The organism is Photobacterium arenosum, from assembly GCF_014841115.1.
GTDB lineage: Bacteria > Pseudomonadota > Gammaproteobacteria > Enterobacterales > Vibrionaceae > Photobacterium > Photobacterium arenosum.
Window position 1 is genome coordinate 112,029 of sequence record NZ_JACYTP010000012.1, and the last position, 22,719, is coordinate 134,747.

The 22,719-nt window shown below is 51.4% G+C and carries 17 protein-coding genes; 5 read left to right on the forward strand and 12 right to left on the reverse strand.

Annotated elements, in window-relative coordinates:
* Positions 1-59 precede the first annotated feature (59 nt).
* Entirely contained in the window at positions 60-1,721 is a 1,662-nt protein-coding gene (locus tag IFO68_RS16965; RefSeq protein WP_192017013.1) for a hypothetical protein, read from the forward strand.
* Between the two features lie 69 nt (positions 1,722-1,790).
* Here IFO68_RS16965 and IFO68_RS16970 read toward each other — a convergent pair whose 3' ends face one another.
* From IFO68_RS16970 to rlmA, 5 genes are all read right to left on the reverse strand, one after another.
* Positions 1,791-2,585 carry an ABC transporter ATP-binding protein gene (locus IFO68_RS16970; protein WP_192017014.1) on the reverse strand — a complete coding sequence of 265 codons (795 nt, stop codon included), beginning with the start codon at positions 2,583-2,585 and terminating at the stop codon, positions 1,791-1,793.
* A 24-nt stretch (positions 2,586-2,609) separates the two neighbouring features.
* Positions 2,610-3,536, reverse strand: a complete 927-nt coding sequence (locus IFO68_RS16975; protein ID WP_192017015.1) for an ABC transporter permease — start codon at positions 3,534-3,536, stop codon at positions 2,610-2,612.
* A gap of 62 nt (positions 3,537-3,598) precedes the next feature.
* A complete protein-coding gene (locus IFO68_RS16980; RefSeq protein ID WP_192017016.1) occupies positions 3,599-4,567 on the reverse strand; it encodes an ABC transporter substrate-binding protein in 969 nt (322 codons plus the stop codon).
* 416 nt (positions 4,568-4,983) lie between these two features.
* Positions 4,984-5,940 (reverse strand): ChaN family lipoprotein, encoded by a 957-nt coding sequence (locus IFO68_RS16985; RefSeq protein ID WP_192017017.1) that lies wholly within the window; start codon positions 5,938-5,940, stop codon positions 4,984-4,986.
* Between the two features lie 127 nt (positions 5,941-6,067).
* Positions 6,068-6,919 carry a 23S rRNA (guanine(745)-N(1))-methyltransferase gene (gene rlmA / locus IFO68_RS16990; protein WP_192017018.1) on the reverse strand — a complete coding sequence of 284 codons (852 nt, stop codon included), beginning with the start codon at positions 6,917-6,919 and terminating at the stop codon, positions 6,068-6,070.
* A gap of 377 nt (positions 6,920-7,296) precedes the next feature.
* Between rlmA and IFO68_RS16995 the strand changes: the two genes are divergently transcribed.
* Complete coding sequence (locus IFO68_RS16995) at positions 7,297-8,337, forward strand: porin (protein ID WP_192017019.1); 1,041 nt, start codon at positions 7,297-7,299, stop codon at positions 8,335-8,337.
* A 70-nt stretch (positions 8,338-8,407) separates the two neighbouring features.
* Here the strand turns inward: IFO68_RS16995 and IFO68_RS17000 are convergent, their stop codons facing one another.
* The 4 genes from IFO68_RS17000 to IFO68_RS17015 form a co-directional block, all read right to left on the reverse strand.
* On the reverse strand, positions 8,408-9,676 hold the full coding sequence (locus IFO68_RS17000) for a sigma-54-dependent transcriptional regulator (RefSeq protein ID WP_192017020.1): 1,269 nt from the start codon (positions 9,674-9,676) through the stop codon (positions 8,408-8,410).
* Positions 9,666-12,029, reverse strand: coding sequence for an ATP-binding protein (locus IFO68_RS17005; RefSeq protein WP_192017021.1), 2,364 nt, complete (start codon positions 12,027-12,029; stop codon positions 9,666-9,668). The genes IFO68_RS17000 and IFO68_RS17005 overlap by 11 nt, the downstream gene beginning before the upstream one ends.
* Entirely contained in the window at positions 12,029-13,264 is a 1,236-nt protein-coding gene (locus tag IFO68_RS17010) for an ABC transporter substrate-binding protein (RefSeq protein WP_192017022.1), read from the reverse strand. Before IFO68_RS17010 ends, IFO68_RS17005 begins: the two co-directional genes overlap by 1 nt.
* A 419-nt stretch (positions 13,265-13,683) precedes the next feature.
* A complete protein-coding gene (locus IFO68_RS17015; protein ID WP_192017023.1) occupies positions 13,684-14,184 on the reverse strand; it encodes a YfbU family protein in 501 nt (166 codons plus the stop codon).
* A 172-nt stretch (positions 14,185-14,356) separates the two neighbouring features.
* Between IFO68_RS17015 and IFO68_RS17020 the strand changes: the two genes are divergently transcribed.
* Positions 14,357-15,007, forward strand: a complete 651-nt coding sequence (locus tag IFO68_RS17020) for an energy-coupling factor ABC transporter permease (protein ID WP_311568612.1) — start codon at positions 14,357-14,359, stop codon at positions 15,005-15,007.
* Between the two features lie 125 nt (positions 15,008-15,132).
* Here the strand turns inward: IFO68_RS17020 and pflA are convergent, their stop codons facing one another.
* The 3 genes from pflA to IFO68_RS17035 all read right to left on the reverse strand — a co-directional run bounded on the left by pflA (position 15,133) and on the right by IFO68_RS17035 (position 19,891).
* Positions 15,133-15,873: a pyruvate formate lyase 1-activating protein gene (gene pflA / locus IFO68_RS17025; RefSeq protein WP_192017024.1), complete on the reverse strand. Its 741-nt coding sequence runs from the start codon at positions 15,871-15,873 to the stop codon at positions 15,133-15,135.
* Positions 15,874-15,982: 109 nt separating this feature from the next.
* On the reverse strand, positions 15,983-18,259 hold the full coding sequence (gene pflB / locus IFO68_RS17030) for a formate C-acetyltransferase (protein WP_192017025.1): 2,277 nt from the start codon (positions 18,257-18,259) through the stop codon (positions 15,983-15,985).
* A gap of 141 nt (positions 18,260-18,400) precedes the next feature.
* On the reverse strand, positions 18,401-19,891 hold the full coding sequence (locus IFO68_RS17035) for a DUF3360 family protein (RefSeq protein ID WP_192017026.1): 1,491 nt from the start codon (positions 19,889-19,891) through the stop codon (positions 18,401-18,403).
* A 1,119-nt stretch (positions 19,892-21,010) separates the two neighbouring features.
* On the opposite strand from IFO68_RS17035, the gene IFO68_RS17040 reads away from it, so the two are divergent.
* Both IFO68_RS17040 and IFO68_RS17045 read left to right on the forward strand, forming a co-directional pair.
* Positions 21,011-21,781 (forward strand): ABC transporter ATP-binding protein, encoded by a 771-nt coding sequence (locus tag IFO68_RS17040; protein ID WP_120511453.1) that lies wholly within the window; start codon positions 21,011-21,013, stop codon positions 21,779-21,781.
* A 114-nt stretch (positions 21,782-21,895) separates the two neighbouring features.
* Positions 21,896-22,672 (forward strand): ABC transporter substrate-binding protein, encoded by a 777-nt coding sequence (locus IFO68_RS17045; RefSeq protein WP_192017027.1) that lies wholly within the window; start codon positions 21,896-21,898, stop codon positions 22,670-22,672.
* Positions 22,673-22,719: the final 47 nt, after the last annotated feature.

A 22,719-nucleotide genomic window follows, 5' to 3' on the forward strand; every position in this document is an offset into this window, starting at 1 on the left:
CACAGCACGATTCACACTATCCTTAAGCTGAACCGGGGAGAGGATCCTGGGAGAATAAGATGCAGAGAGTGAATCTGATCCTTGTCGTTCTACTGTTGCTGGCCGGTGTTGCCCGGGCGCAGGTGTATCCGTCGACAGGCAGTGCCTGGCTGACACCGGGAGGGTGGGAAGAGCCGCTGTCTACCTCACGGTTTGATTCTGCCGAAGCGGTGACGCGCTGGGAGTTCCGCCATGCCGATTTGGTGCTGGGTAACTGGCAATCGGCCGCGCTGAATGAAGCTGGTACAGTACTGCTACCTTTTCACGCTCAAAACCTGTCTTGTGAACCCGATGAGCAACAGCGCTGGCTGGCGCAGCAGGCCGGCGCAAATGGCCGGGATCCGGAAAGTGCATTCCTGCATTTTGCGCAAGATACCCGGCTGTCACTCAGCGCTACAAACCTGCAATTAGACCGCCTGCTGGAAACCAAACCCTGGCTGAGCAGGACCGCGGATACCCTGACCATTCCGGGCTGGGATCCGGTGAACGACACAGACAGTAACGGACAACTGAGCGACGCGGAATATCAGCAGCGGCTGAACCCCTTGGCCAGCGCTCGGTTTGCGTATCAGGCCCGGGTATTGCTGACCGGCCAGCTGCAAGGCGGCATCTGCACCTTTCGGACTAACCTCTCTGATTCTGCCGTTCGAACCCAACTGATCAACTGGTATCGCTATCACTGGCGGCAGATGGCAGCAGATGGCGGTTATACCCCTCGTCTGAGGCCTTTGCTCGGGCCTGATATTCTGCCGGTAGTGAGCGGTGGTCAGATCCTGGAATTGTCATTACAGGCCGGCACCACGGAAGCAGAAGAGCGGTATTTGGCACAATTGGTTGAGTTTTTAGGTCAGTTAAAGCAACAGCTCGATCCTGCTCTTCTTGGCGTTTCAACTTCCGGACTGGCGTTATGGCCTGATGAGACGGTTTCCGCGCCATTGCGCTCGCAGGTTGATTTTTGGGTTCGCCCTCGCTTTCTAACACCGGCAATGGGGCTGGCCCGTATTCAGCAAAGCTGGCAACATTTTGCGCTGAGTAGCGAAGGAGCCAACAGTGTGCTGATGGTGTCGATGCGTGATGGCCACAGCTATCTCCATCCGGGAGATGAAAGGGCCTGGCATCAGGATGTCGAAACCGGGCTTGCACTCTATTACCTGTTTAATTTGCCGGGCCAGACTTACTATCACAACTGGAGCGGCAGCCTGAGCGTTGACAGTACCAATACCAGTATGCGGGACTGGTACCGGCCAGGGCTGCCTAAAAACTGGGTCTATCAGCCGACTGCCATGCTCAGGGTGGATCTCGGCGAGCCGGTATCCGCACCTAAAGGTTATAAGCCTGTCTGGTGGCAGGCTGAGCCGCTCAGTGGTGACAGTCGCGATTCTGTGCTGGGCAGCTACAAGGTCGCGCCTGTTCACTGGTTCTGGCTGTACCGCACTGGCTGGTTTGGCAAACAGCCCTCAGAGGGGGTGATTGCCCGTCGCTATGAGCATGGGCTGGTGCTTTACCGGGCGGTTCAGCAAGCGGGTCAGAGTCGCTTTCTGGAAGCGAAACCGATGCGCATCTCCCTGCCGGGTACCTATATCCGGATCTTTTACGACGGTACCACCAGCGAGCCGATGAATTACATTGAGCTCGGAGGCTATGAAGGGGCGGTATTACAAAAAGCAGGGTCAGAGCAATAAACAAGAGAGCAATAAAAAAGGCGGGATGAGCCGCCTTTTGAAGGTCTTATCGAAAACTGGGTATCGGGATCAGCCCAGCAGCAGACTGTCATCGGCCAGCTCTTCGCCACGCACTTTACTGAACATGTCGAGCAAGTGCTTCACGTCCATATCAGCGCGTTCCTGTCCTGCCACATCCAGCACTATATTGCCCTGGTGCAGCATCACGGTACGATCGCCGTATGCCAGCGCATCTTTCATTGAGTGGGTGACCATCAGGACGGTCAGGTCGAATTCTTCGACTACCCGTTTGGTCAGCTCCAGCACGAAAGCGGCCATACGCGGATCGAGCGCGGCGGTATGCTCGTCCAGCAGCAAGAGTTTACTGTCTGCCAGTGTGGCCATGACCAGACTGACAGCCTGACGCTGGCCGCCGGACAGCAAGCCAATGCTGTCGCTCAGCCTATCTTCCAGTCCCAGCCCCAGAATGCTGATGCGTTCCTGAAACAGCTTACGGCGCTGGGAAGATAATGCCAGTTTCCAGGTACGGCGGCTGCCACGCTGGACAGCTAGCGCCATGTTCTCTTCAATCGTGAGTGAAGCACAGGTGCCAGCCAGTGGATCCTGAAACACCCGGGCAGCATATTGCGCCCGCTCGTGCACGGCTTTGCTGGTCACGTCGACACCATTAATGACCACCTTGCCGTCTGACATAGGCGTTTCACCGCTGACAGCACCGAGCAGGGTCGATTTACCGGCACCGTTTGAGCCGATAACAGTGACAAACTGGCGTTCCGGCACTGTCAGGTTAACCCCGCGCAGGGCCTGATTTTCCAGAATGGTGCCTTCATTGAAGGTAACGCGGATATTACTGAGTTCAATCATAGTGTTACTACCTTCTTTTCCGGCTTACGCGAGCTTCTTTGCTGCGACGGTTTGCTTCTTTTTTCGCTGAAAATTGCGTTTCATCTTAGGCGCAATCAGAGCAAGGGCGACCAGTACTGCAGTGATCAGATTCAGATCCGAAGCCTGCAGGCCAAACATGCCACTGCTCAGGGCAAACGCAACGGCCAGCCGGTAGAGCACTGAGCCTAGAATCACAGCGATAACGGCCACCCAGATCTTGCGGCCCGGAATCAGTGTCTGACCCAGAATAACCGCTGCCAGACCCACCACAATCGTACCCACACCCGAGGTGACATCGGCAAAGTTATTGGTTTGCGCGAACAGAGCGCCGGAGAAGCCGACAAAGGCATTCGACAGCGCCAGGCCAAAATAGGTATACAGCGCCGTACTGCCGCCTTGTGCGCTCACCATACGGCTGTTTACGCCGGTAGCGCGCAGTCCGAGGCCGAAGTCACTGGCCAGCAACCGGGTAACGAACCAGCCGCTGAATATGACCAGAGCCAGCACGACAGCCAGGCGTACCAGTCCCGCATCCAGGCCGCTTTCGAAGGCAAAGTTTTCGAATGGGGTCAGGATAGTATCGTCACCCAGCAGGGCCAGATTTGGTCGACCCATAATGCGGATATTGATAGAGAAAGCAGCAATCATGGTCAGAATACTGGCCAGTAAGTGCAAGATACCGCAACGTACTGCCAGAAAGGCTGTTACCAGGCCACACATACCGCCGGCCAGAATTGCCAGCATTGTTGCCATCCACGGATTCACACCAGCCACTATGGCTGTTGCCGCAACGGCTGCGCCCATTGGAAAACTGCCGTCGACAGACAGATCAGGAAAGTCCAGTACCCGAAATGTCAGGTAAACCCCCAGAGCAACCAAGCCGTAAACCAAGCCGATTTCTAAGGTACCGATCAAAGCAAAGAAAGACATATACAACTCCTTATTCCTTGCTGGCACCGGCTGGAACGCCGGTGCCCGATAGAGAGGTAAGGTTACTTGGCGATAGAGGTCGCGCGGTCAACCAGAGCCTGAGGGAAGGTAATGTTCAGTTTGGTGGCAGCTTTCTGGTTCAGAGCCAGATCTGAACCCACAGCAACTTTTACCGGCAGTTCAGAGACTTTCTTGCCTTTGAGCAGCGCATCCACATAGTCTGCGGTCTGAACACCCACCTGATAATAGTCGAAGCCCAGCGCCGCCAGTGCACCACTTTCAATGTAGGTAGTAGAGGCGCCGATAACTGGAATGCCTGCCTGATTGCCGGCATTGACTAAGCCTTCAACGGCACTGGCCACAGTGTTATCTGTTGGTGCGTAGAGCGCGTCAGCTTTTGAGGCAACGATTTGCGCTGCTGACTGCACATCAGCACTTTTCAGGGCTGTTCCTTCTACCACTTCCATGCCTTGTTCTTTGGCGGCTTTGCGCAGTAAATCAACCAGTGCGACGGCATTGGCTTCGCCCGGGTTGTAAACGACACCAATGCGTTTGGCATCTGGCAGAATTTCTTTCACCAGTGCGACGTGTTGTGCGACAGGGGATAAATCAGACAGACCGGTGACGTTGCGCTCGGGTTGATCAATATTACGCACCAGTTTAGCGCCAACAGGATCGGTGACTGCAGTAAAAACGACGGGAATAGAACGGGTGGCTGCAGCCAGTGCCTGTGCTGTTGGTGTTGCAATACCCACCAGGACATCCGGTTGCTCCCCGACAAACTGTTTGGCGATTTGCACCGCAATCGCAGGGTTACCCTGAGCGGTCTGATAGGAGAATTCCAGATTCTTGCCTTCTTCGTAGCCTTTCGCTTTCAGGCCATCAAGCAGGCCCAGACGAGTGGCGTCCAGCGCCGGGTGTTCAACGATCTGAGACACAGCCACTTTGGCCATTTCGGCTAAGGTTGGTGTCGTCGTTAGGGCTAACGCCGCAGCGATGCAGGCTGCCGAAAGCAATTTGTTTCCCTTCATAGTATGCAATCCTTGTACTGGTGTGATGACAAAGATGGGCCGGCGAGCTGTGCCATCAGAAACACCCATCATTGGCATAATGTTTTAGCGCAATGAGAAAAGAAAGAACATCCAAAAATTAACAACACTGTAACATTGAGCGGGGCTAAGTAACTGCTAAATACTCTATACATGGTCTATTATATTGTGTTTTAGATGATTTTCAGGTTGAAAAATATACAATGTCAGTGAAAATCAGAGTCATGTTTTTTATTGGTATTTTTGTGAGCATGATGAGCTATGACTCAGCAGGAGCGAATTCGGCTGCACGGCTGGATGAATTATGAACAATTCTCTGGTGTGGTGAGACTCTGAGCAAAGCAAGGGGAAGTTCGAGGAAGGCAGTCTGTACAGACTGCCATGACAGGAAAAAGGTGTTATTCAGCAATACATTGAAGTGTATTGTTGCGCTTGCCGATATGGGCAAAAGCCGCTTTCATATTGGCTTCCTGAATATAACGGGGCGGCAGAGGCATGACTTCAACCTGAAAATCCGGTGCATCTGCAGCGATAGGGTTGTCGGCGGTTACCGGGGTGACCATCACCACTTTCAATGCCGGATTGCGCGACAAAATACGGGAAGCTGTCCCTAATCCTTCTGCGGTGTGAAAGCGCCCGGCGACGTGCATTATCTGGTGGTCTGGGTGGGCTTGCAGGTAGTTGACCATGCTTTCAGCCATGGTGTCGTCCCAACTGGTCTGAGCAGCAAATTGTCGTTCAGACTGGGCAGGATCACCATGATGCATAGACTCAGTGAATTTTTCTTTGTATTTGTCATTTCTCAGTGTAAGTGACTGGGCCACCCACTTACGCTCAGTAACTGGAAGTCGATTCAGGTATTCAGCCCCGTAACGGCCGACACAGCGGACGATGGATTTCGGCGCATTGGCGGCGATCACATCAAGCTGATGCTGGCGAGCAAAGTCGACAAGGGGACGGTAATCGGATTCATAATTCGGCCAGGCATTGCCCTGCTTGATCAGTACCTGCTCACCGATTTCGCCGTGAAGGAACTGGTCAACGACCTGCTGTTTGTCGCGGGTAAACTGCTCCATGGACAAAGCCAGTCTGGGGCTATTGGCATACAGTGCTGCCAGCAGCCGGGCTTGCAGCAGGTGAGTGCCCGGATGGCTGTGCCATTCACCCACCAGTACGATATCCGCATCGGACAGCGCATTCGCCAGGGCTTGTTCTGTCAGTTCGGCCCCGGAAGGAGATCGAATGGTGTAATCGTACAGAGTTGGAGGAGTCGCAGCCGTTGTCGTGCTGGATGTTGGCTGTGTGGCACAGCCACTCAGCAGGGCGGCTAATAGCATCGCGTAGCCAGTCTTCATGTATACCATCCTTTGTCTGAAGCATACTTACCGAGCTTATATTAAGAATCAGTATGATAGCCTCAGGGGGTTATGTCATGGGCCGTATGATATTGAAGACTGACGGCAGACTCAATAGAAATGAGAATTAGTTGCAATTATCCTGTTCGGAATCATCCACTGTTGCGGATTTTTGGTAAACGCGCAGGGTGAAATCTGCCTCGCAGCTGAATGCGTGCTGCTGCGCCAGGTGCTGCCAGACAGCGTCACTGGTTTTCCACGCAAACGGTGTCATCTGCATCAGTGACGTTGCTTCACTGCCATTTAAGCTCATGGTGTAATGCAGCTGTTCTTCCTGCACCAAGGACATACCCGGCAGAACTTCAGGCTGAGTATCATGCAGCCTGACGTCGTCATAAATGAGTGCTTTCAATTGATACAAGTGCCGCGGAGCGGGTGTCACTGTTAATAAAATCGCACCGGGTTTCAGCGTGCGGACAATTTCTTCCGCCTTGCATGGCGCATAAATGCGCACCATGGCATCCAGACTCTGATCGGCGAACGGCAGTCTGTGACTGGATGCCACGCAGAAGTGGCAATCCGGATAGCGTTTGGCGGCATAACGTACGGCCACTTTGGAAATGTCCAGGCCGTGCACTTCCAGGCTCGGGTGGCTGGCGCTCAGAGCTGTAAAGGAGGAGGTGTAATAGCCTTCACCACACCCGATATCCAGCATTTTCTTGCTGTTCTCCGGCAGATGCACAGTCAGAAGTTTAACAATGTTTTCTCTCATTAACCGGTAGTGATTTGCCTCAAGAAACTGTCTTCTTGCCTGCATCATCTCTTTGTTATCACCGGGATTTTTTGAGCTTTTATGATGAACAGGCATTAAGTTGACATATCCTTCCTTAGCCTGATCAAACTGATGATTATTTTGGCAACGCCATTGATGTTGCTGATGATGAAGAGGCTGATGGCATAAGGGACATTGATAGGACATAAGAAAGCACCAACGCTGAAAACAAAGGATTGTAACCTGTTTGGGTATGGCATAGAAGCGCAGGGAAAGATCCGGCGGCCTGAGTAATAAGCCCAATAGTCTGAGACAAAAGATGATCTTTTTCACAGAAAAATATCTTATTTAATCAATAACCCATATACCCAGTTTTATTAAGGGCTTATTCAGGGAAAAAGGATACTCTGGTTGCGCGTAAAGTGAACCTCTGCTCTATGCTTGGATTATGAAATTTTTTTGACGCCAGTAACAGGATTTGGCTGTCTTTTCCCTGTTTCTGGCTGAGTAACTTACCTGCTTTTTGCGTTTATGAGTGCCATCAGCGTTGTGGTCACTCAGAACACATACTCAAGGAAACCAAAATGAAAAAAACACTAGCAGCGGCAATTATCTCCAGCGTGTTTGCCAGTGGCGCAAGCTACGCGGCGAATATCTATCAAGGCGAAGATGGTAGTGAAGTGAATCTTTACGGCCGTCTTGGCTACAACATTACAGACAAAGCAACCGATGATGGCGACACCAACGGTGAATTTGATGCGCGTCTTGGCCTGGGTGGTTCTCAGCCAATCAATGATCAGTTTTCTGTGATTGGCTGGGCTGAATACCAGGTTAATGCGGCAGAAGCCGAAAACTCTGGTGATGACAGCCTGTCCCCTCGTTATGTCTGGGCCGGTATCGACGGTAAAGAAATGGGTAAAGTGACGGGTGGCCGTGTGGCTTCTGGTCTTATCATGTTTACCGACATCGTTGATGTGTTTGCTTTGTCTGATATCGCCGCAGCCCGTCAGGCAGAGGTGGTCGATGGTACCGCTGTCCAGGTTTTCCGTCAGGATGCGACGCTGCAATACCAAAACAGTATCAATGGCTTAGATTTCTCTCTTGGCTATATTTTTGGTAACAATGATAAAAACGCGTTCGGTAATTCACTGGATAACGGTATGAACGCCGCGCTGCGCTATACGCTGGATCTGGGACAGGGCGGACGCCTGGCGCCTGTGCTGGCGTATCAGTACAGCGAAGACAAAGACGGTAATGAGTATAACTTCTGGGGTGTGGGTGCCACCTACAGCATCAATGCATTCACTTTAGGTGCAGAGTACTCTGAAGACGAAGTTGATGCCGGCGGCCCAAGCAAGAGTAAAGATGAAGTGTGGGAAGTGGTTGCCATCTATGATCTGAACACCGACTGGACATTGCGTGCTGGTTACCGCAACCTGGAAAACACAGACGGTGACGAGTTGGAGCTGAAAGACACTACGCTGGAAGCTCAGTATCACCTGACCAGCCGTTCTTCTCTGTTCACCAGCTATGTATTCCGTGACGGTACAAATGGTGTTTCAGGCGGTTTCGGCGGTGATGCCGACGAAGACTTCTACCAACTGGGTATTCGTTACGAGTTCTAAGCCGCTCGCAACAAAGACAATAAAAAGGCCGGATCTGCTCCGGCCTTTGTTGTCTCTGCGCTGAGGTGATTTATCCTGCCTTGTAATCGGCTTTATCCAGATTGTGCTTTTTCATTCTCAGATAGAGCTTTTTACGTGGGATCTGCAGGTAAGTTGAAACCTCATTAATTCTGCCGCCGAAAAGGTACAGGGCATCTTCAATCACCTGTTTTTCATAGTCATCAATCAGATCATCCAGCGGGCTGCTCATTTGATCCAGCGACTTGGTCCGTTCTTGTCCGGTGAGTTTGACGATACCGATAGCGTAGAGCTCTGCCACGTTACGTAATTCCAGAACGTTACCTTCCCAGGTGTGCCGGTTCAGCGTATTGATATAGGCTTTATCCACCACAGGGACAGGTTTGTTCAGTTTCTGGCAGCTGGCCTCCAGAAAGTATCGGAACAGCAGTGTAATATCGCTTGCCCTTTGCCTTAGTGGCGGTATGACAAACCGCGCCTGGCTGAGAAAGTAAAACAGCTCAGGCACTAAGGTTTCTTTTTCGACCGCTTGTTCTGCCGTCCCTTCAACAAGCGCCAATACACGTACTTCTCTTTTCGCCAGGCGCTCTTGTTCAAGGAGAAAGCGGCATAACCAGTGCTGTGCGTCGGTCGGCATAGCCGGCAGGTTACTGATGCAAAGACTGCCCTCGCGGGCATTGAGCATTGCCCGTTGCAAATCAGAGGTGCGCTGCACTTTATTGCCGCACAATTTAATAAACGGGCCTTTACCCATTTTTGTGTGGGCATGAAGCAAGCGGGCCAGGGTGTGGCGTCCCGTTCCGGCTTCTCCTTCAATCAGGGCATCTTTGTCATTGTTTTCCGCAGCTGCAATCTGATGGCGGAGCTTGACTATCAGCGGGCTGTCACCCAGCAGCACGTCGCTGGCTGTTTGCCTGAGCCTTTTACGGTGTTCAATCAGCTGCTTTCGCTTCGGCAGATGCTTGTCCAGCAGTGTGATCAGCTCAGCGGGCTGTAATGGCTTTTGCAGAAAGTCGGCTGCCCCGTTTTGCAAGGCGTCTACTGCCATAGGAATGTCGCCATGGCCGGTGATTAGTATCACAGGCAGGGTGCTATCCAGTGATTTAATGCGATGCAGCACCTCTTTCCCGTTCATACCTGGCATATACATATCGGTAATCACCACGCCGGGCCATTCTTTATGAAGCAAGGTCAGAGCCTGCAACGGATCTGTGGCTGTCCGGGTCTGATAACCAGCTACTTCCAGCAGGTGCTGGTAAGCATCGGCAACATCCTGATCGTCATCAATGATCAGTACTTCAATGTTATCGCTAATCGTCATATTTATTTAACTCCAAAACAACCATTGCGCCTCCTTGTAAGGTGGAAGCAAGGAAAATATCGCCGTTCAAGCGGTTCATGATGGAACGGCAAATGTTCAGTCCCAGTCCCAGGCCCACATCTTTAGTGGTGGTAAAGGGGGTGAACAGTTTTTCAATAATGTCTCTCGCAAAACCCGGGCCTGTATCACAAATGGCTAAACTGAATGTCTGGCGTTCAGCAGAGTGATTAAGCAGTTCTACGTAAATGTCTCTGGTATCGCAGCCAGCCACCGCATCACAGCTATTGATGAACAGGTTAACCAGCACCTGTTCCAGCTGAACGGGATCGGCGATGACCTGAAACGGGCTGTTTATTCCGCTGATCAGACTGGTCTGCTGAACTTTCAGCCTGCTTTCTATCAGTTGCTGGGCGTGATTGATCGACTCTTGAATATCAACAGCCTGAAGCATTCTGTTGGCTGATTGTTTTTTCGCGAAGTTGCGCAGGCTGGCAATGATACGGGCCATGCGTTCAGTCAGACTGTCCATCTTGTCCAGGCTGGCTGCAAGCTGAGTGAGGTTGTTCTTATCTACGGCCATTCGCGTGGCAAAGATATGGGTTGTCATGGCCGACAGCGGCTGGTTCAGCTCGTGCGCCAGCGAGGTCATGGTCTGCCCGACCACGGCCATTTTTGCTGCTTGGATCAGTTCATCCTGTGTGGCCCGTAAATCTTCCTCAATACGCTTTCTGTCTTCGATTTCGGCTTTCAGCTGTCGGTTTCGCTTGGTCAGTGACTCGGTTTTTTCCTGCACCATGTTTTCCAGCCAGCGGGCCGCGCTTTCCTGTTCGGTAATGTCTGTCACAGTGATGATGACTTTGGCTTCCCGCCCCTGTTTGAACAGGCGAAAGTCCAGACGAAGATAGCGCGGTTCGCTGGAATGTGTCTGTTTGATGGTGAGGTTGCAGGCGCCATTGGACTGCAAAGGGCTGCTGGGCAGAAACAGCCGTTTCAGACGGGGTTCCATGACGCGGTTAAACAGCGCCCAGATGGTCTGATTGGCGGGGATAGCTTCGGCATCAAACAGCGATAACGCACTGGGGTTGACCGATTCTACGATGCCGGATAAATCACAGGTGATGATACTGGCCTGAGTGTTATTGATCAGGTTCAGTGCATTGGCTCGCTGCATTTCCAGCATTTGCTGGCGGAATTGACGCAGACTGTCACCCAGCAGGCCAATTTCATCATCACCATCAACCTGAATTTTTGCATTGAGATCGCCGTGCGCCACGGCATACAGATCCTGGCTGAGTTGATTCAAACGCGCGACAATCCCGCGGCTGACCAGATAGACAGACAGAAAGACGGACAGCGTAATGGCCAGCAGTACCACGCCAAGCAGAATGTAGCTGCTGATGATGACAGACCGACGGGTGTGATCGTTGAGAGTGAGCAGAGAGGAATCTGCCTGGTCAACCATAGTCTGGATCAGATCCTCCTGATAAATCAGACGGTTGTTGATGCGCTTTTTATAACTTCGGATTGTTTTTTCCAGTGCAGACAACACGCTCAGTTGCATTGCCACCGGGCCATTGGGCTCAACCTGGCTGATCATCTCGTTGAGCTGTTGCCGGAACGCCAGCGTCGATGGGTAGTGGCTGAGGGAATCACTCATGGTTTTCAGTTGCTGGGTTTTAAAGCCAATGTAGTGAAAAGCGTTGGCGATGTCCCGGTTATCGTCCCGATGAAACATTTCCTGCACCAGCTGGTACAGCTCACTCTCTTTTACTGTGATGGACTGAATGAGAGAAAATTCATTGACCGTTTCCCGTATGGTGTCACTGTCCAGGTGATGGGGTGTGGTACGCGTTAATTGCCATTCCACTTCCTGGCGAATGGGAGCAAGCTCATCCACCACTTTTTGGTGCAACCAGCTGATCCGGCTTTCCGATTGCGCCAACGCCAGCAGCAAGGTCGACCGCTTGCTCAGCAAATTGCTGTATGTCTCTATGTCTTTGAGCAAGCTGACGTGTTCAATTTTCAGCGCCGGATAGGAAGACAGGCTGGCTGTATTCGCAATGGAATGGGTGATCCTTTCAGCTTCGAGCTGAATTTGTTGTTTCAGCTCAGCATGTCGGGCCGGGTCCTGATTGCCCCCGATATTATGCAGTCTGTCTTTCAGCGCCGCTGTGCTGCGTTCCAGGTGATAGCTGGATCTGAGCGTTGGCAGGTTTTTACTGACTATGGCATCTATCTGATCATCGAGGTTTTCCCAGGTAATCAGCGCGATGAGGCTGACGCCTATACTCAGGAATGCCATCAGGCTGATGGCGCTAATCAGGCGATTTCCGATCGTTTTGCGCTTTAGCATCACAGCTCCTGCTTGTACGACATGAGTATGTCTTGGGATAAACGGATGGATTGCTGTAATTGCTGGCTCATTTGTTCTTGCCAGAGCCCGACGGTACGGGCAGATGCCGGGTGACGCACAGGGTCTTGCAGCGACAAAAAATCCTCAGTCGCGGCTTGCTCGGCGCTGATCACCGTGGTTGAAGCCAGCGCAACGGATCGTTCCAGTTGCTCGGTTTGCTGAGGAGTCAGGCCCGGCAGTAACTGGATTTTATGGATCAGCTGCCAGGCATAGTTCAGCAGGGGCTGCTGTTGGCTGATGCTGATATCAAAGAGTTGCTGTACAGCTACCGCCCGCTCTTCCATTAACCCGGTATCGACAGTGAAAGTCGCTGTGTCTATGGTTGGTATCTTCGTTCGGCGATGCTTGTAATTGGGGGACTGCTCGATGCGCGCCTGCGAAGAGGCAGACAGCATAAATCGCACGAACTCAATACCCAGCTGATCGGATTGTTTTCTGTTCAGTGCGGCGATATAGCTCGGCAGGACAATACTGTTGGGTTGATATTGAAAATGAATAAACGGGAAATGATCTTGCTGCTCTTTGGCATAACTGTCGATAACCAAACCGATGCCAGATTGCCCGCTGGCGACGAGATCGGTGGCGCGCTGGCTGTTGGCTGAAATGGCATTCAGGTTGCCTCCCAGCTGTAAAAGCAAGCGCCAGCCTTGATCCCAGCTATAACGCTGCAGCAGGCTTTCCACCATCAGGTGCGTGGTCGCAGAACGGGAGGGACTGCTCATGACCAGGTGGTTGTGGTAGACCGGGGCAATAAGGGACTCCCAGCGCGACGGAACTGGCAGTGCATTCCTGTCGATATAACGCTGGTTCCATATGATGCCGCAGCCTGAGTACCCCAGAACGGCAATGTAGTCTGAATCGAGCTGGCTGTGCTCATCGGTCAGTTCGGCAACAGGCACCAGAGAATGGCTGTCGGCCAGTGGCTGAAACAGACGACGGGAAGAGGAAAGCACCACATTCACGCCATGATCCGGCAGCGCCAGCAACGCCAGTCCTTCACTTTCCCGGCGTTGCAGAATAGTGACATCCAACCCAGCATGCTGCTGTTCAAAAATCTCAATGCTGCTGCTCAGCAGGGCAGGGTTGAAGGTGGTCAGAATCACCAGCTGCTTTTTTTCACTGGCATGCAGGGGGGAGATCGCCAGTAATGCTAAGATCAGAAGCCGGTATAACATGACAAAGAATCCTTCCTTACGTAGCCTGATTCATTCCTTATTTCCCACCTTTACTCGTCGTTTGCAGATGGCAGACAGAAGAGATATTCGTTACGCGCTTATATACAAGTAAGGGGCCGTAGGGAACAGTAAAAAGTCGATTATCATGGCTGAAGTTATGGTCGGCTAGCTCTTTAGTGCTTTCCATGCCATAAAATGTGCCAATCGTGACCCAATCATTACTCACTTTGCGATAGCCCGCGCAAATCTATCAGAACAGCAGATTTCGCCAATGGGGAAATTGTAAAAAAGATATGCCAGTAATACGGCGTCTTGCTGTTGTCTCAGAAGGATACAGGGATAGTTCAGGCGTGGAAGGCGGCCCGAATCAAATCAAGGCCGCGATGCGGGAGACATTGTTCGTCATCCGGGCTAATTTGTCAGGCACTCAGTATCTGCTGTATTTCGGTGGCGGAGAGATGATACTGGCGAGGGCACTGTTGCCACACGCCCAGCATGCGGCGATATTTACTCTGCATTGGCACATGGCTGTTAAAGCTGTGCTCTGAAGGCAGGAAATGCGGATAAAGATTTTCTACCATTGTCAGGAAACGAACATAATGCATTTGCTGGGGCTCACTGGCGGCATCAAAGCCCAGGAATGTCAGACGGCGAGTATCAATCCGGGTCTGCTCGGCTGCGTTTAACTGTTTGCAGGATTCTTGCATGGCATGGTGCATTTCCATCACTTGTAGGATTTCTTTACATTCATCTTCTGAGATCGCCCCGAAGTTTTTATCCAGCTCTCTGAGCTGCAGTCCGTATCCGCGCTCTACTATGGTTTGCAGACGCTGAAACTTGCCGGCATGTTCGGGATCGAGCTGCGCCATCAGTCGATATTGATTAGCCAAAATGAGACGTTGTGCATGTGTCATTTCCATAGGGGTATCCTGCAATGATTTTACTGGTTTCAGCATAGCAGCAAGTCGTCGAGCGGCTTTGATCTGAGCCGGGTTTGCGGCCGACTTTACAGAAAAATCGACTGCATTTGCGTTACACTGGCCAGAATGAAGTGTGATTCAACTGGGTGAATACAATGCAAGGATGCTGGCAATGACAATGCTTCCCTGGGCTGGCTGGGCCGTATGGCTGGCCGTGCTGTTTTTCTCTTATCCGCGAGAATTCTATCCTAAGTTCAAACACCAGAAAGACTATCAGCACCTGGTCTCAGGGACTGTGGTGATACTCTTTTTGTTGTGGAGCCTGAGGGCCGGACTGGTCGACGGGCTGAAAGTCCATTTTCTGGCCTTGACTGTACTAACCCTGACCCATGGCTGGCGAATCGCCATATGGATAGCCGCGGTGCCTGGTTTGCTGCTGGTGGCATTCGGTATTCAGGACTGGCAAGAGCTGGGGCTGGTGAATCTGACCAGCGTGGTGGTACCCGTACTGATCAGTTATTGGGTTTTCTTGCTGAGTTACCGTTACCTGAGCCGGCATCTTTTTATTTATATTTTTGTCGCGGCATTTTTTAACGGCGCCCTGTCGCAAGTGGTTCATATGCTGCTGACTGGAAGCTGGATCTGGCTTGAAGGAGAATACAGCTGGCAATATATCGTCGATAACTATTTATTGCTCATTCCCTTGCTGTTGTTTCCTGAAGCGCTGCTCAACGGTATGTCGACCACCTTGCTGGTGGTGTACAAACCCGAGTGGGTGAGAACCTTTTATGAACGGGATTATATTTACCAGCGGGATAAGTAATGCTGTTAATAAAGCATAACGGTATGATTTATATGTGATAATTTGTCATTCCCGCGCAGGCGGGAATCTATATCTCAGCCACGGCAAAATGGCCGGTACGGCCTGTTACCGGGAACTCAGCGCAATCAATACATCACATTGGGATGATATTGCGACAGGATGGCTTTTACCCTGTCCATCACAGCTTTTGACGGCGGTTTGACCCCTTCCAGCGGATAGTCATACCCCATGGCTTCCCATTTGTGCGCGCCTAGCTGATGGTAGGGGAGCAGTTCGATTTTTTCGATATTGTCCATATCCTTAATGAATTCTCCCAACTGATGGGCAGAGGTGTCATTGTCGGTAAAACCGGGTACCACGACATGACGGATCCAGGTTTTCTGGCCTGTCTTGTGCAGATAACGGGCGAAGTCGAGAATGCGCTTATTGGGCACGCCCACCAAATCATGGTGAATCTCATCGTCGATTTGTTTGAGATCCAGCATCACAAGATCCGTCGCATCCAGCAGCTCATCAATCACAGGGGTATGCTTACGGACATAACCGTTGGTATCCAGACAGGTATGGATGTTCTCGGCTTTGGCCGCCCGGAAAAAGTCGCGAATGAATTCTGGCTGTAATATCGCCTCACCACCGGATGCGGTAACACCGCCACCTGAGGCTGTCATGAAATGGCGATAAGAGAGGGCTTCTTTCATCAGCTCATCCACTGTGATTTCACGTCCGCCTTCCAGATCCCAGGTATCGCGGTTGTGGCAGTACTGGCATCGCAGCAGGCAACCTTGCATAAACACGATGAAGCGTATGCCCGGGCCATCCACAGTACCGCAGGACTCAAAGGAGTGAATACGGCCTTTTACTGTCATAACGTGGCGCTCCCAGATAAAAAATTGCATGGCGGTTTAAGTATAATCCCCGCGACTCTTGCAAGCCGCGGGGAAAGTGCAGTGCCGGGCCGTTGCTGCCCGGCAAGGGTTACAGCGACTCAGTAAAGGTACGTGCAATCACGTCCTGTTGCTGCTCTGTCGTCAGTGAGTTGAAGCGTACCGCATAACCGGATACCCGTATGGTGAGCTGCGGGTATTTCTCCGGATGCTTCACGGCATCTTCCAGCGTTTCCCGGTTCAGCACATTGACGTTCAGGTGCTGGCCGCCTTCAATACCGGCATCGTGGTGAAAATAACCGTCCATCAGACCGGCCAGATTGGCGCGGCGGGTATCGTCAGATTTACCCAGTGCATTGGGCACGATAGAGAAGGTATAAGAGATACCGTCTTTGGCGTGTGCGAACGGCAATTTACCCACTGATGTCAGCGAGGCCACCGCCCCTTTCTCATCACGACCGTGCATAGGGTTGGCACCCGGTGCGAAGGGCTGGCCGGCACGACGACCGTCCGGGGTATTACCGGTTTTCTTACCGTACACCACGTTGGAGGTGATGGTCAGGATAGACTGAGTCGGAATGGCATCGCGATAGGTTTTCAGCTTACGGATCTTATTCATAAAGCGTTCGACCAGATCGCAGGCGATGTCATCGACACGGGCATCGTTATTACCGAATTTCGGATAGTCACCGTCGATTTCAAAGTCAGTGGCAATGCCGTCTTCGTCACGCACCGGTTTCACTGTGGCGTACTTGATGGCAGACAGAGAATCTGCTGCCACCGACAGGCCGGCAATACCACAGGCCATGGTGCGACGCACGTCTCTGTCGTGCAGTGCCATCAACGCGGCTTCGTAGCTGTATTTGTCATGCATGAAGTGAATGGCGTTCAGTGCGGTGACGTACTGTGTCGCCAGCCAGTCCATTAAAGAATCCAGACTGGCCATCACTTTGTCATAGTCCAGCACCTCATCCGTCATCGGAGCCGCTTTCGGGCCGACCTGCAATTTCAGTTTTTCATCCACACCGCCGTTGATGGAGTACAACAGGGTTTTTGCCAGGTTGGCCCGGGCGCCGAAGAACTGCATATGCTTACCGACCACCATAGGTGAGACACAGCAGGCAATGGCGTAATCGTCTGAATTGAAATCCGGACGCATCAGATCATCGTTCTCATACTGAATAGATGAGGTATCGATAGACACTTTGGCGCAGAATTTCTTAAAGCCTTCCGGCAGGCGATCAGACCAGAGCACTGTGATGTTCGGCTCCGGGCTTGGCCCCATGGTGTAGAGGGTATTGAGGAAGCGGAAGCTGGTTTTTGATACCAGTGTCCGGCCGTCAACCCCCATACCACCAATGGACTCTGTCGCCCAGATGGGATCGCCGGAGAACAGTTCATCGTAGTCAGGTGTACGCAGGAAGCGAACCATACGCAGTTTCATCACGAAGTGGTCAATCATTTCCTGCGCTTGCTCTTCGCTGATCTTACCGGCCGCCAGATCCCGCTCCATGTAGATGTCAAGGAAGGTCGAGGTTCGACCCAGTGACATCGCTGCTCCGTTTTGCGATTTCACCGCCGCCAGATAGCCGAAGTAAGTCCACTGAATCGCCTCTTGCGCAGTGTCGGCAGGACGCGAAATGTCGTAGCCGTATTTGGCGGCCATTTCTTTCATCTGTGCCAGCGCATGGTGTTGGTCGGCAATTTCCTCGCGCAGCTGCATGGTCATCTGCAGATCTTCGCCTTGCTCGAAACGCGCTTGCAGCGAGGTAAACTGAGCCAGTTTGTCCTGCATCAGATAGTCAATACCGTACAGAGCCACACGGCGATAGTCGCCTATGATACGGCCGCGGCCGTAGGCATCGGGCAGACCGGTCAGCACGCCTGATTTACGGCATTTCATGATGTCAGGGGTATAAATATCGAACACACCCTGATTATGGGTTTTGCGGTATTCAGTGAAGATTTTCTTCACCTGAGGATCCAGCTCGCGATCGTAAGCTTTACAGGAACTCTCGACCATACGGATGCCGCCGTTAGGAATGATAGCCCGTTTCAGCGGGGCATCCGTTTGCAGACCGACTATGGTTTCCAGTGATTTGTCGATATAGCCCGCATCGTGTGCGGTGATGGTAGAAATGATTGACGTATCGAAATCAACAGGAGAGTGCGTGGCATTTTCCTGTTTGATGCCTTCCATCACTTTAGCCCAGAGCTTCCGGGTTGCCGCTGTGCCTTCGCTGACCAGAAAGTCTTCATTGCCCTCGTAAGGGGTGTAGTTTTTCTGGATGAAGTCACGGACGTTGACTTCGCTTTGCCATTCACCGGCCTTGAAGCCTTCCCAAGCCGTAGCAAATTGATCTGCCATATTATACCTACCTGTTTTCGTCAGTAGAAAATGTCTGCAAGTGCTGCCATGAGTCTGCAGCCTGTGCAATTTGTATCATTTCTGCCAGTGCGGCTTTTTGATTTACCGCACTGATAGGTCGGAACGTTTTGTTTTCCTGCTTTATCCCAGAAGGGCGGGGATGCCAGGAATCATGCCGACCGCCAGCATGGCTCCCAGGCACACAAGCAGTGTCAGACCCGGGATGATGATGCGGTCAGCCAGTGTCAGGTGATTCGGCCGCTCTTTGTCGCCAATAAGACCGTTGTTATCCAGCAGCATAGTGACAGCCCAGCCGAACACAGGGTTCACCGCCATGGATGCGAAGATACAGATCCCCGCCGACTGGCTGGACCTGGCATCTTTTACCATCTGCATACCAGCTTCCAGCAGCGGCAGGAACACACCGGCCAGCAGGGCAATCGTCATCACCGGCGGCCAGATCGCAATATCCATAGGGTAGCCGATAATAGCCACAACGATGCATATGCTGCCCAGCAAAATAGCACCAGCAGGAATCGGCCGTTTGGCGATGGCGGCTGGGATCATATAAGTCCCCCAGGATGAGGTGACATTACCGCCGCCAAATGCTGCGCCGACTATCTGGCGAACCGAGCAGCCTGTCATGGTGTCATCGACATCCATCAGGGCTTTCTCAGCTTTTTCAGGGTAGTTCATTTCCTGAAAAATGCGGTGACCAAGAAAGTCGGGTGACCACATGGCAACGGCCAGCAGGGCAAACGGCAGCGACGCAATGAAGTGCTCCACAGTCGGCATGCCCAGTTTCCAGCCTGTTTCAGTCGATCCCCACCAATAGGCCGGGTTCAGATTAGGCAGGCCAGGTGTGGTATGGAACTCGAACGGGGCACCCATGATGGCGGCGATGATACCGGCAGTGACTGCGCAGACAGGAATCGCCAGCCAGCGTTTGCCGATTCGGGCCAGAAAGGCATAAAGCACAATAGAAATAAAGAGGATGAAAGTGGCGACATAGCCCATATTGATGTCGCTGCCCCAGCTCAGCAGGCTTTTTATCTGCCCGCTGGAGCCGACAAAACCAAGGAAAATCAGCAGCCCGCCAGCCACACCGTCACTGGTGAGTTTGACCAGTCGGGAGCCGCCTTTACACAGGCTGAGCGCCAGGCCGAAACCGCCCAGCAAAATAGCCAGTGCCAACGGGTGACCACCGGCGGCTGCAATCATGCCTATCATGGGGATCATCGGGCCATGGTTGCCCGCCAGATTGGCGCGCGGGTTCATAAAACCGGATATCAGAATACAAAACAGCGATGCCGATATCAGCATCTCTACCCTGACGTTCTCAACCACGAAATCCGGGCCAAGCCCGTAGGCCGCGGCATAAGAGGACATCACTGCTGAATACATCGCAATAATGCCGATAGTACCGGCTATTGCGGGCACCAGATCTTCCCACTCAAAACGGAAATCTCGACCGGGCAGGTTCAGTGCCCACCGGCGAGGATTCAGGATCTGAAGTTCATGATCAAGATACCGGGAGCGGCTGGGAAAGCAGCTGGCGGGTTTGTGATGGGACGAATAACGCTCGGAGTCCACATCGATTTGGACGTCACCGAAATGAAGGTTTGATGACATAAGGGCCTCGTTCTACAAGTCTATAATTCTTGTGTTCTGCACCGGGGGTATGGCCTGAATCCAGTGCGGATTTATGTTCTGGTATCAATTACTGATAATGAAGACAGTTTACTCCCCGGATTCCCAGGAAAAGTTGATCCTGATCATCCATGCCTCTTGTATGAAGAAATACTACGTAAAAACCCGTTTTCGGTGAGATGTGAGTAGGTATTTTGGCTTTGTTTGTAATTTTATTACGTAAATTTATATCTTTGTGACGTAAAGGGGAGGGGGAAACGGACAGGATACGGCGCAGAAAAACGCAATGCTCGTATCCTCTGCGGCCATTTTCGCGGGATGAACAAATTCAATTTCTGCAAGCCTCGTCATGTTATGACGAATTTTATATTTAGCATAAAGCACATTATCAGTTACTCATTCTGCATGTTTGCCCACTTTCATTTTGCTGAAGCAAACAGAAGGAATGATTGGGTACGGCGGGATTATTATTCTCTTAATGGCGCGATATCGATTACATCCTGGCGTAATCCAAACCGTTGCCTTTATCACCCGTAAATTCAGAAGACTCCCTGTCGTGCTTTTATTTAGCTGAGTCTGATGTTTATTCTTTTTATCGCACGCAGCGGATAATTCTCCCGGATGTATGAAACTGATTTTTTATACTAAAATAGTGAGAATCTATTGCGCTTATTAAATAATCGTTTGCAGTGTTTTATTGATTAAATATGCGATTTTTCCATCTTATAATGCTAAAATCCGAAAGTTAACAAAATGTTGTCAAGCAAAGTTCGTGGTGATACCTTCGTCAAAGGGCTGCGAAAACAGACTTTCTCACTGTCGGATTACCGAGAGGAGCAGGATGAATGGTAGCGTCACTAACTGGCTTGATAAAAAGATAAAGTTATCCGTGGCGTGTATTAGTGATGAGTTACCAGGAATAACAATGGGTAACAAATATCGTTCTGCTAATGTTGATCTAGTGTTAATAGTGATGTTTTACGAACTTTCACTATCATGCATAAAGACTTTAGCCGACAGTATTCAGCGCACTCAGCCACATTTGCATCATTTGTTTCAGGTGCAGTATTTGGGTTTGACAAGCAACAGGAGACAAAGCGCATGACAGAAGCAGTAGCGCTTGAAGTAAAGGATTTACATAAATCTTTTGGCCAGAATGAAGTATTGAAAGGGATTTCGCTCACTGCGCATTGCGGGGATGTCATCTCTATCATTGGCTCTTCTGGTTCAGGTAAAAGTACATTTCTTCGCTGTATTAACCTGTTGGAAACGCCAACTCAGGGTGAAATTTGGGTCAATGGCGAACTGATCAAAATGAAGAACAATCGCCGGGGTGAATTCCTGCCTGTTGATGATCGTCAGGTGCAGCGTATTCGTTCCCGGCTGGCAATGGTTTTCCAGGGCTTTAATCTCTGGTCGCACATGACTGTGCTGGGAAATGTCATCGAAGCACCTGTTCATGTCCTCGGTGTGCCTAAAGCAGAAGCTATCGAAAAAGCCGAAGCCTTACTAAAGAAAGTGGGTTTGTACGAAAGACGCCATTATTACCCGGGTCACCTCTCTGGTGGTCAGCAGCAACGGGCAGCCATTGCGCGCGCACTGGCGGTAGACCCCGAAGTGATGCTGTTTGACGAACCTACCTCCGCCCTTGACCCTGAGCTGGTCGGTGAAGTATTGGGCGTCATGCAGGATCTGGCCCAGGAAGGACGCACTATGCTGGTGGTGACACACGAAATGGCGTTTGCCCGCGATGTGTCGAATCAGGTGATGTTCTTACACCAGGGGCTGGTTGAAGAGCAGGGACATCCTGAAAAGCTGTTCCAGAACCCGGATTCAGAAAGATTAAAACAATTTATTTCCTCCATTTACTAAAATAGGGATGTGAGTTTTACTCAATCCCGATAATTAACAACTTCGCTGTTTCAGCGGTTTACAACCATCTCTGACTCACAAAGGGGTGGATGCAAATACAACAGGAGTAAGACAATGAAAAAATGGATTTTGGCTGCCGCCGTCGTTTCTGCTCTGGGGGCCACCTCAGTTCAAGCGAAAGAGTGGAAAGAAATTCGTTTCGGTATCGAAGGCGCCTATCCTCCATTCAGCTGGACCGAACCAAGCGGTGAACTGAAAGGTTTTGACGTCGACATGGCCAATGCGCTGTGTGAAGAACTGCAAGCAAAATGTAAGATCGTAGCCCAGGACTGGGATGGTATTATCCCGTCTCTGCTGGCACGTAAATACGATGCCATCATTGCCGCTATGTCAATCACGGAAGAGCGTAAAAAGAAAGTTGACTTCACTGGCAAATACGCATTGATTCCCAATAAATATGTGGCCAAGAAAGGCACACAGATTGACTTCAGCAAAGAAGGCCTGAAGGGCGTCAAAATTGGTGTTCAGCGTGCAACGACGCATGATAAATACCTGACCGACAACTATGGTGATGCTGTTGAGATCGTACGTTACGGTTCTTTTGATGATGCTTATCTGGATCTGAAAGCTGGCCGTATCGCCACCGTGCTGGGTGATGCTTCGGCGCTGGAAGAAGGTCTGCTGAACAAAGACGGCGGCGAAGGGTATGAGTTCATCGGCCCTTCTCTGACCGATCCTAAGTGGTTCGGTGAAGGCTTCGGGATTGCAACCCGTAAGCAGGATAAAGATCTGACAGAAAAACTGGATAAAGCCATCTTGTCGCTGCGCGAAAAAGGCGTCTATCAGCAACTGGCATCTAAGTACTTCTCTTACGACGTATACGGTGACTAATCGCTGACAGTGGACTCAGAGACATCAATATGTCTCCCGGTGTACGA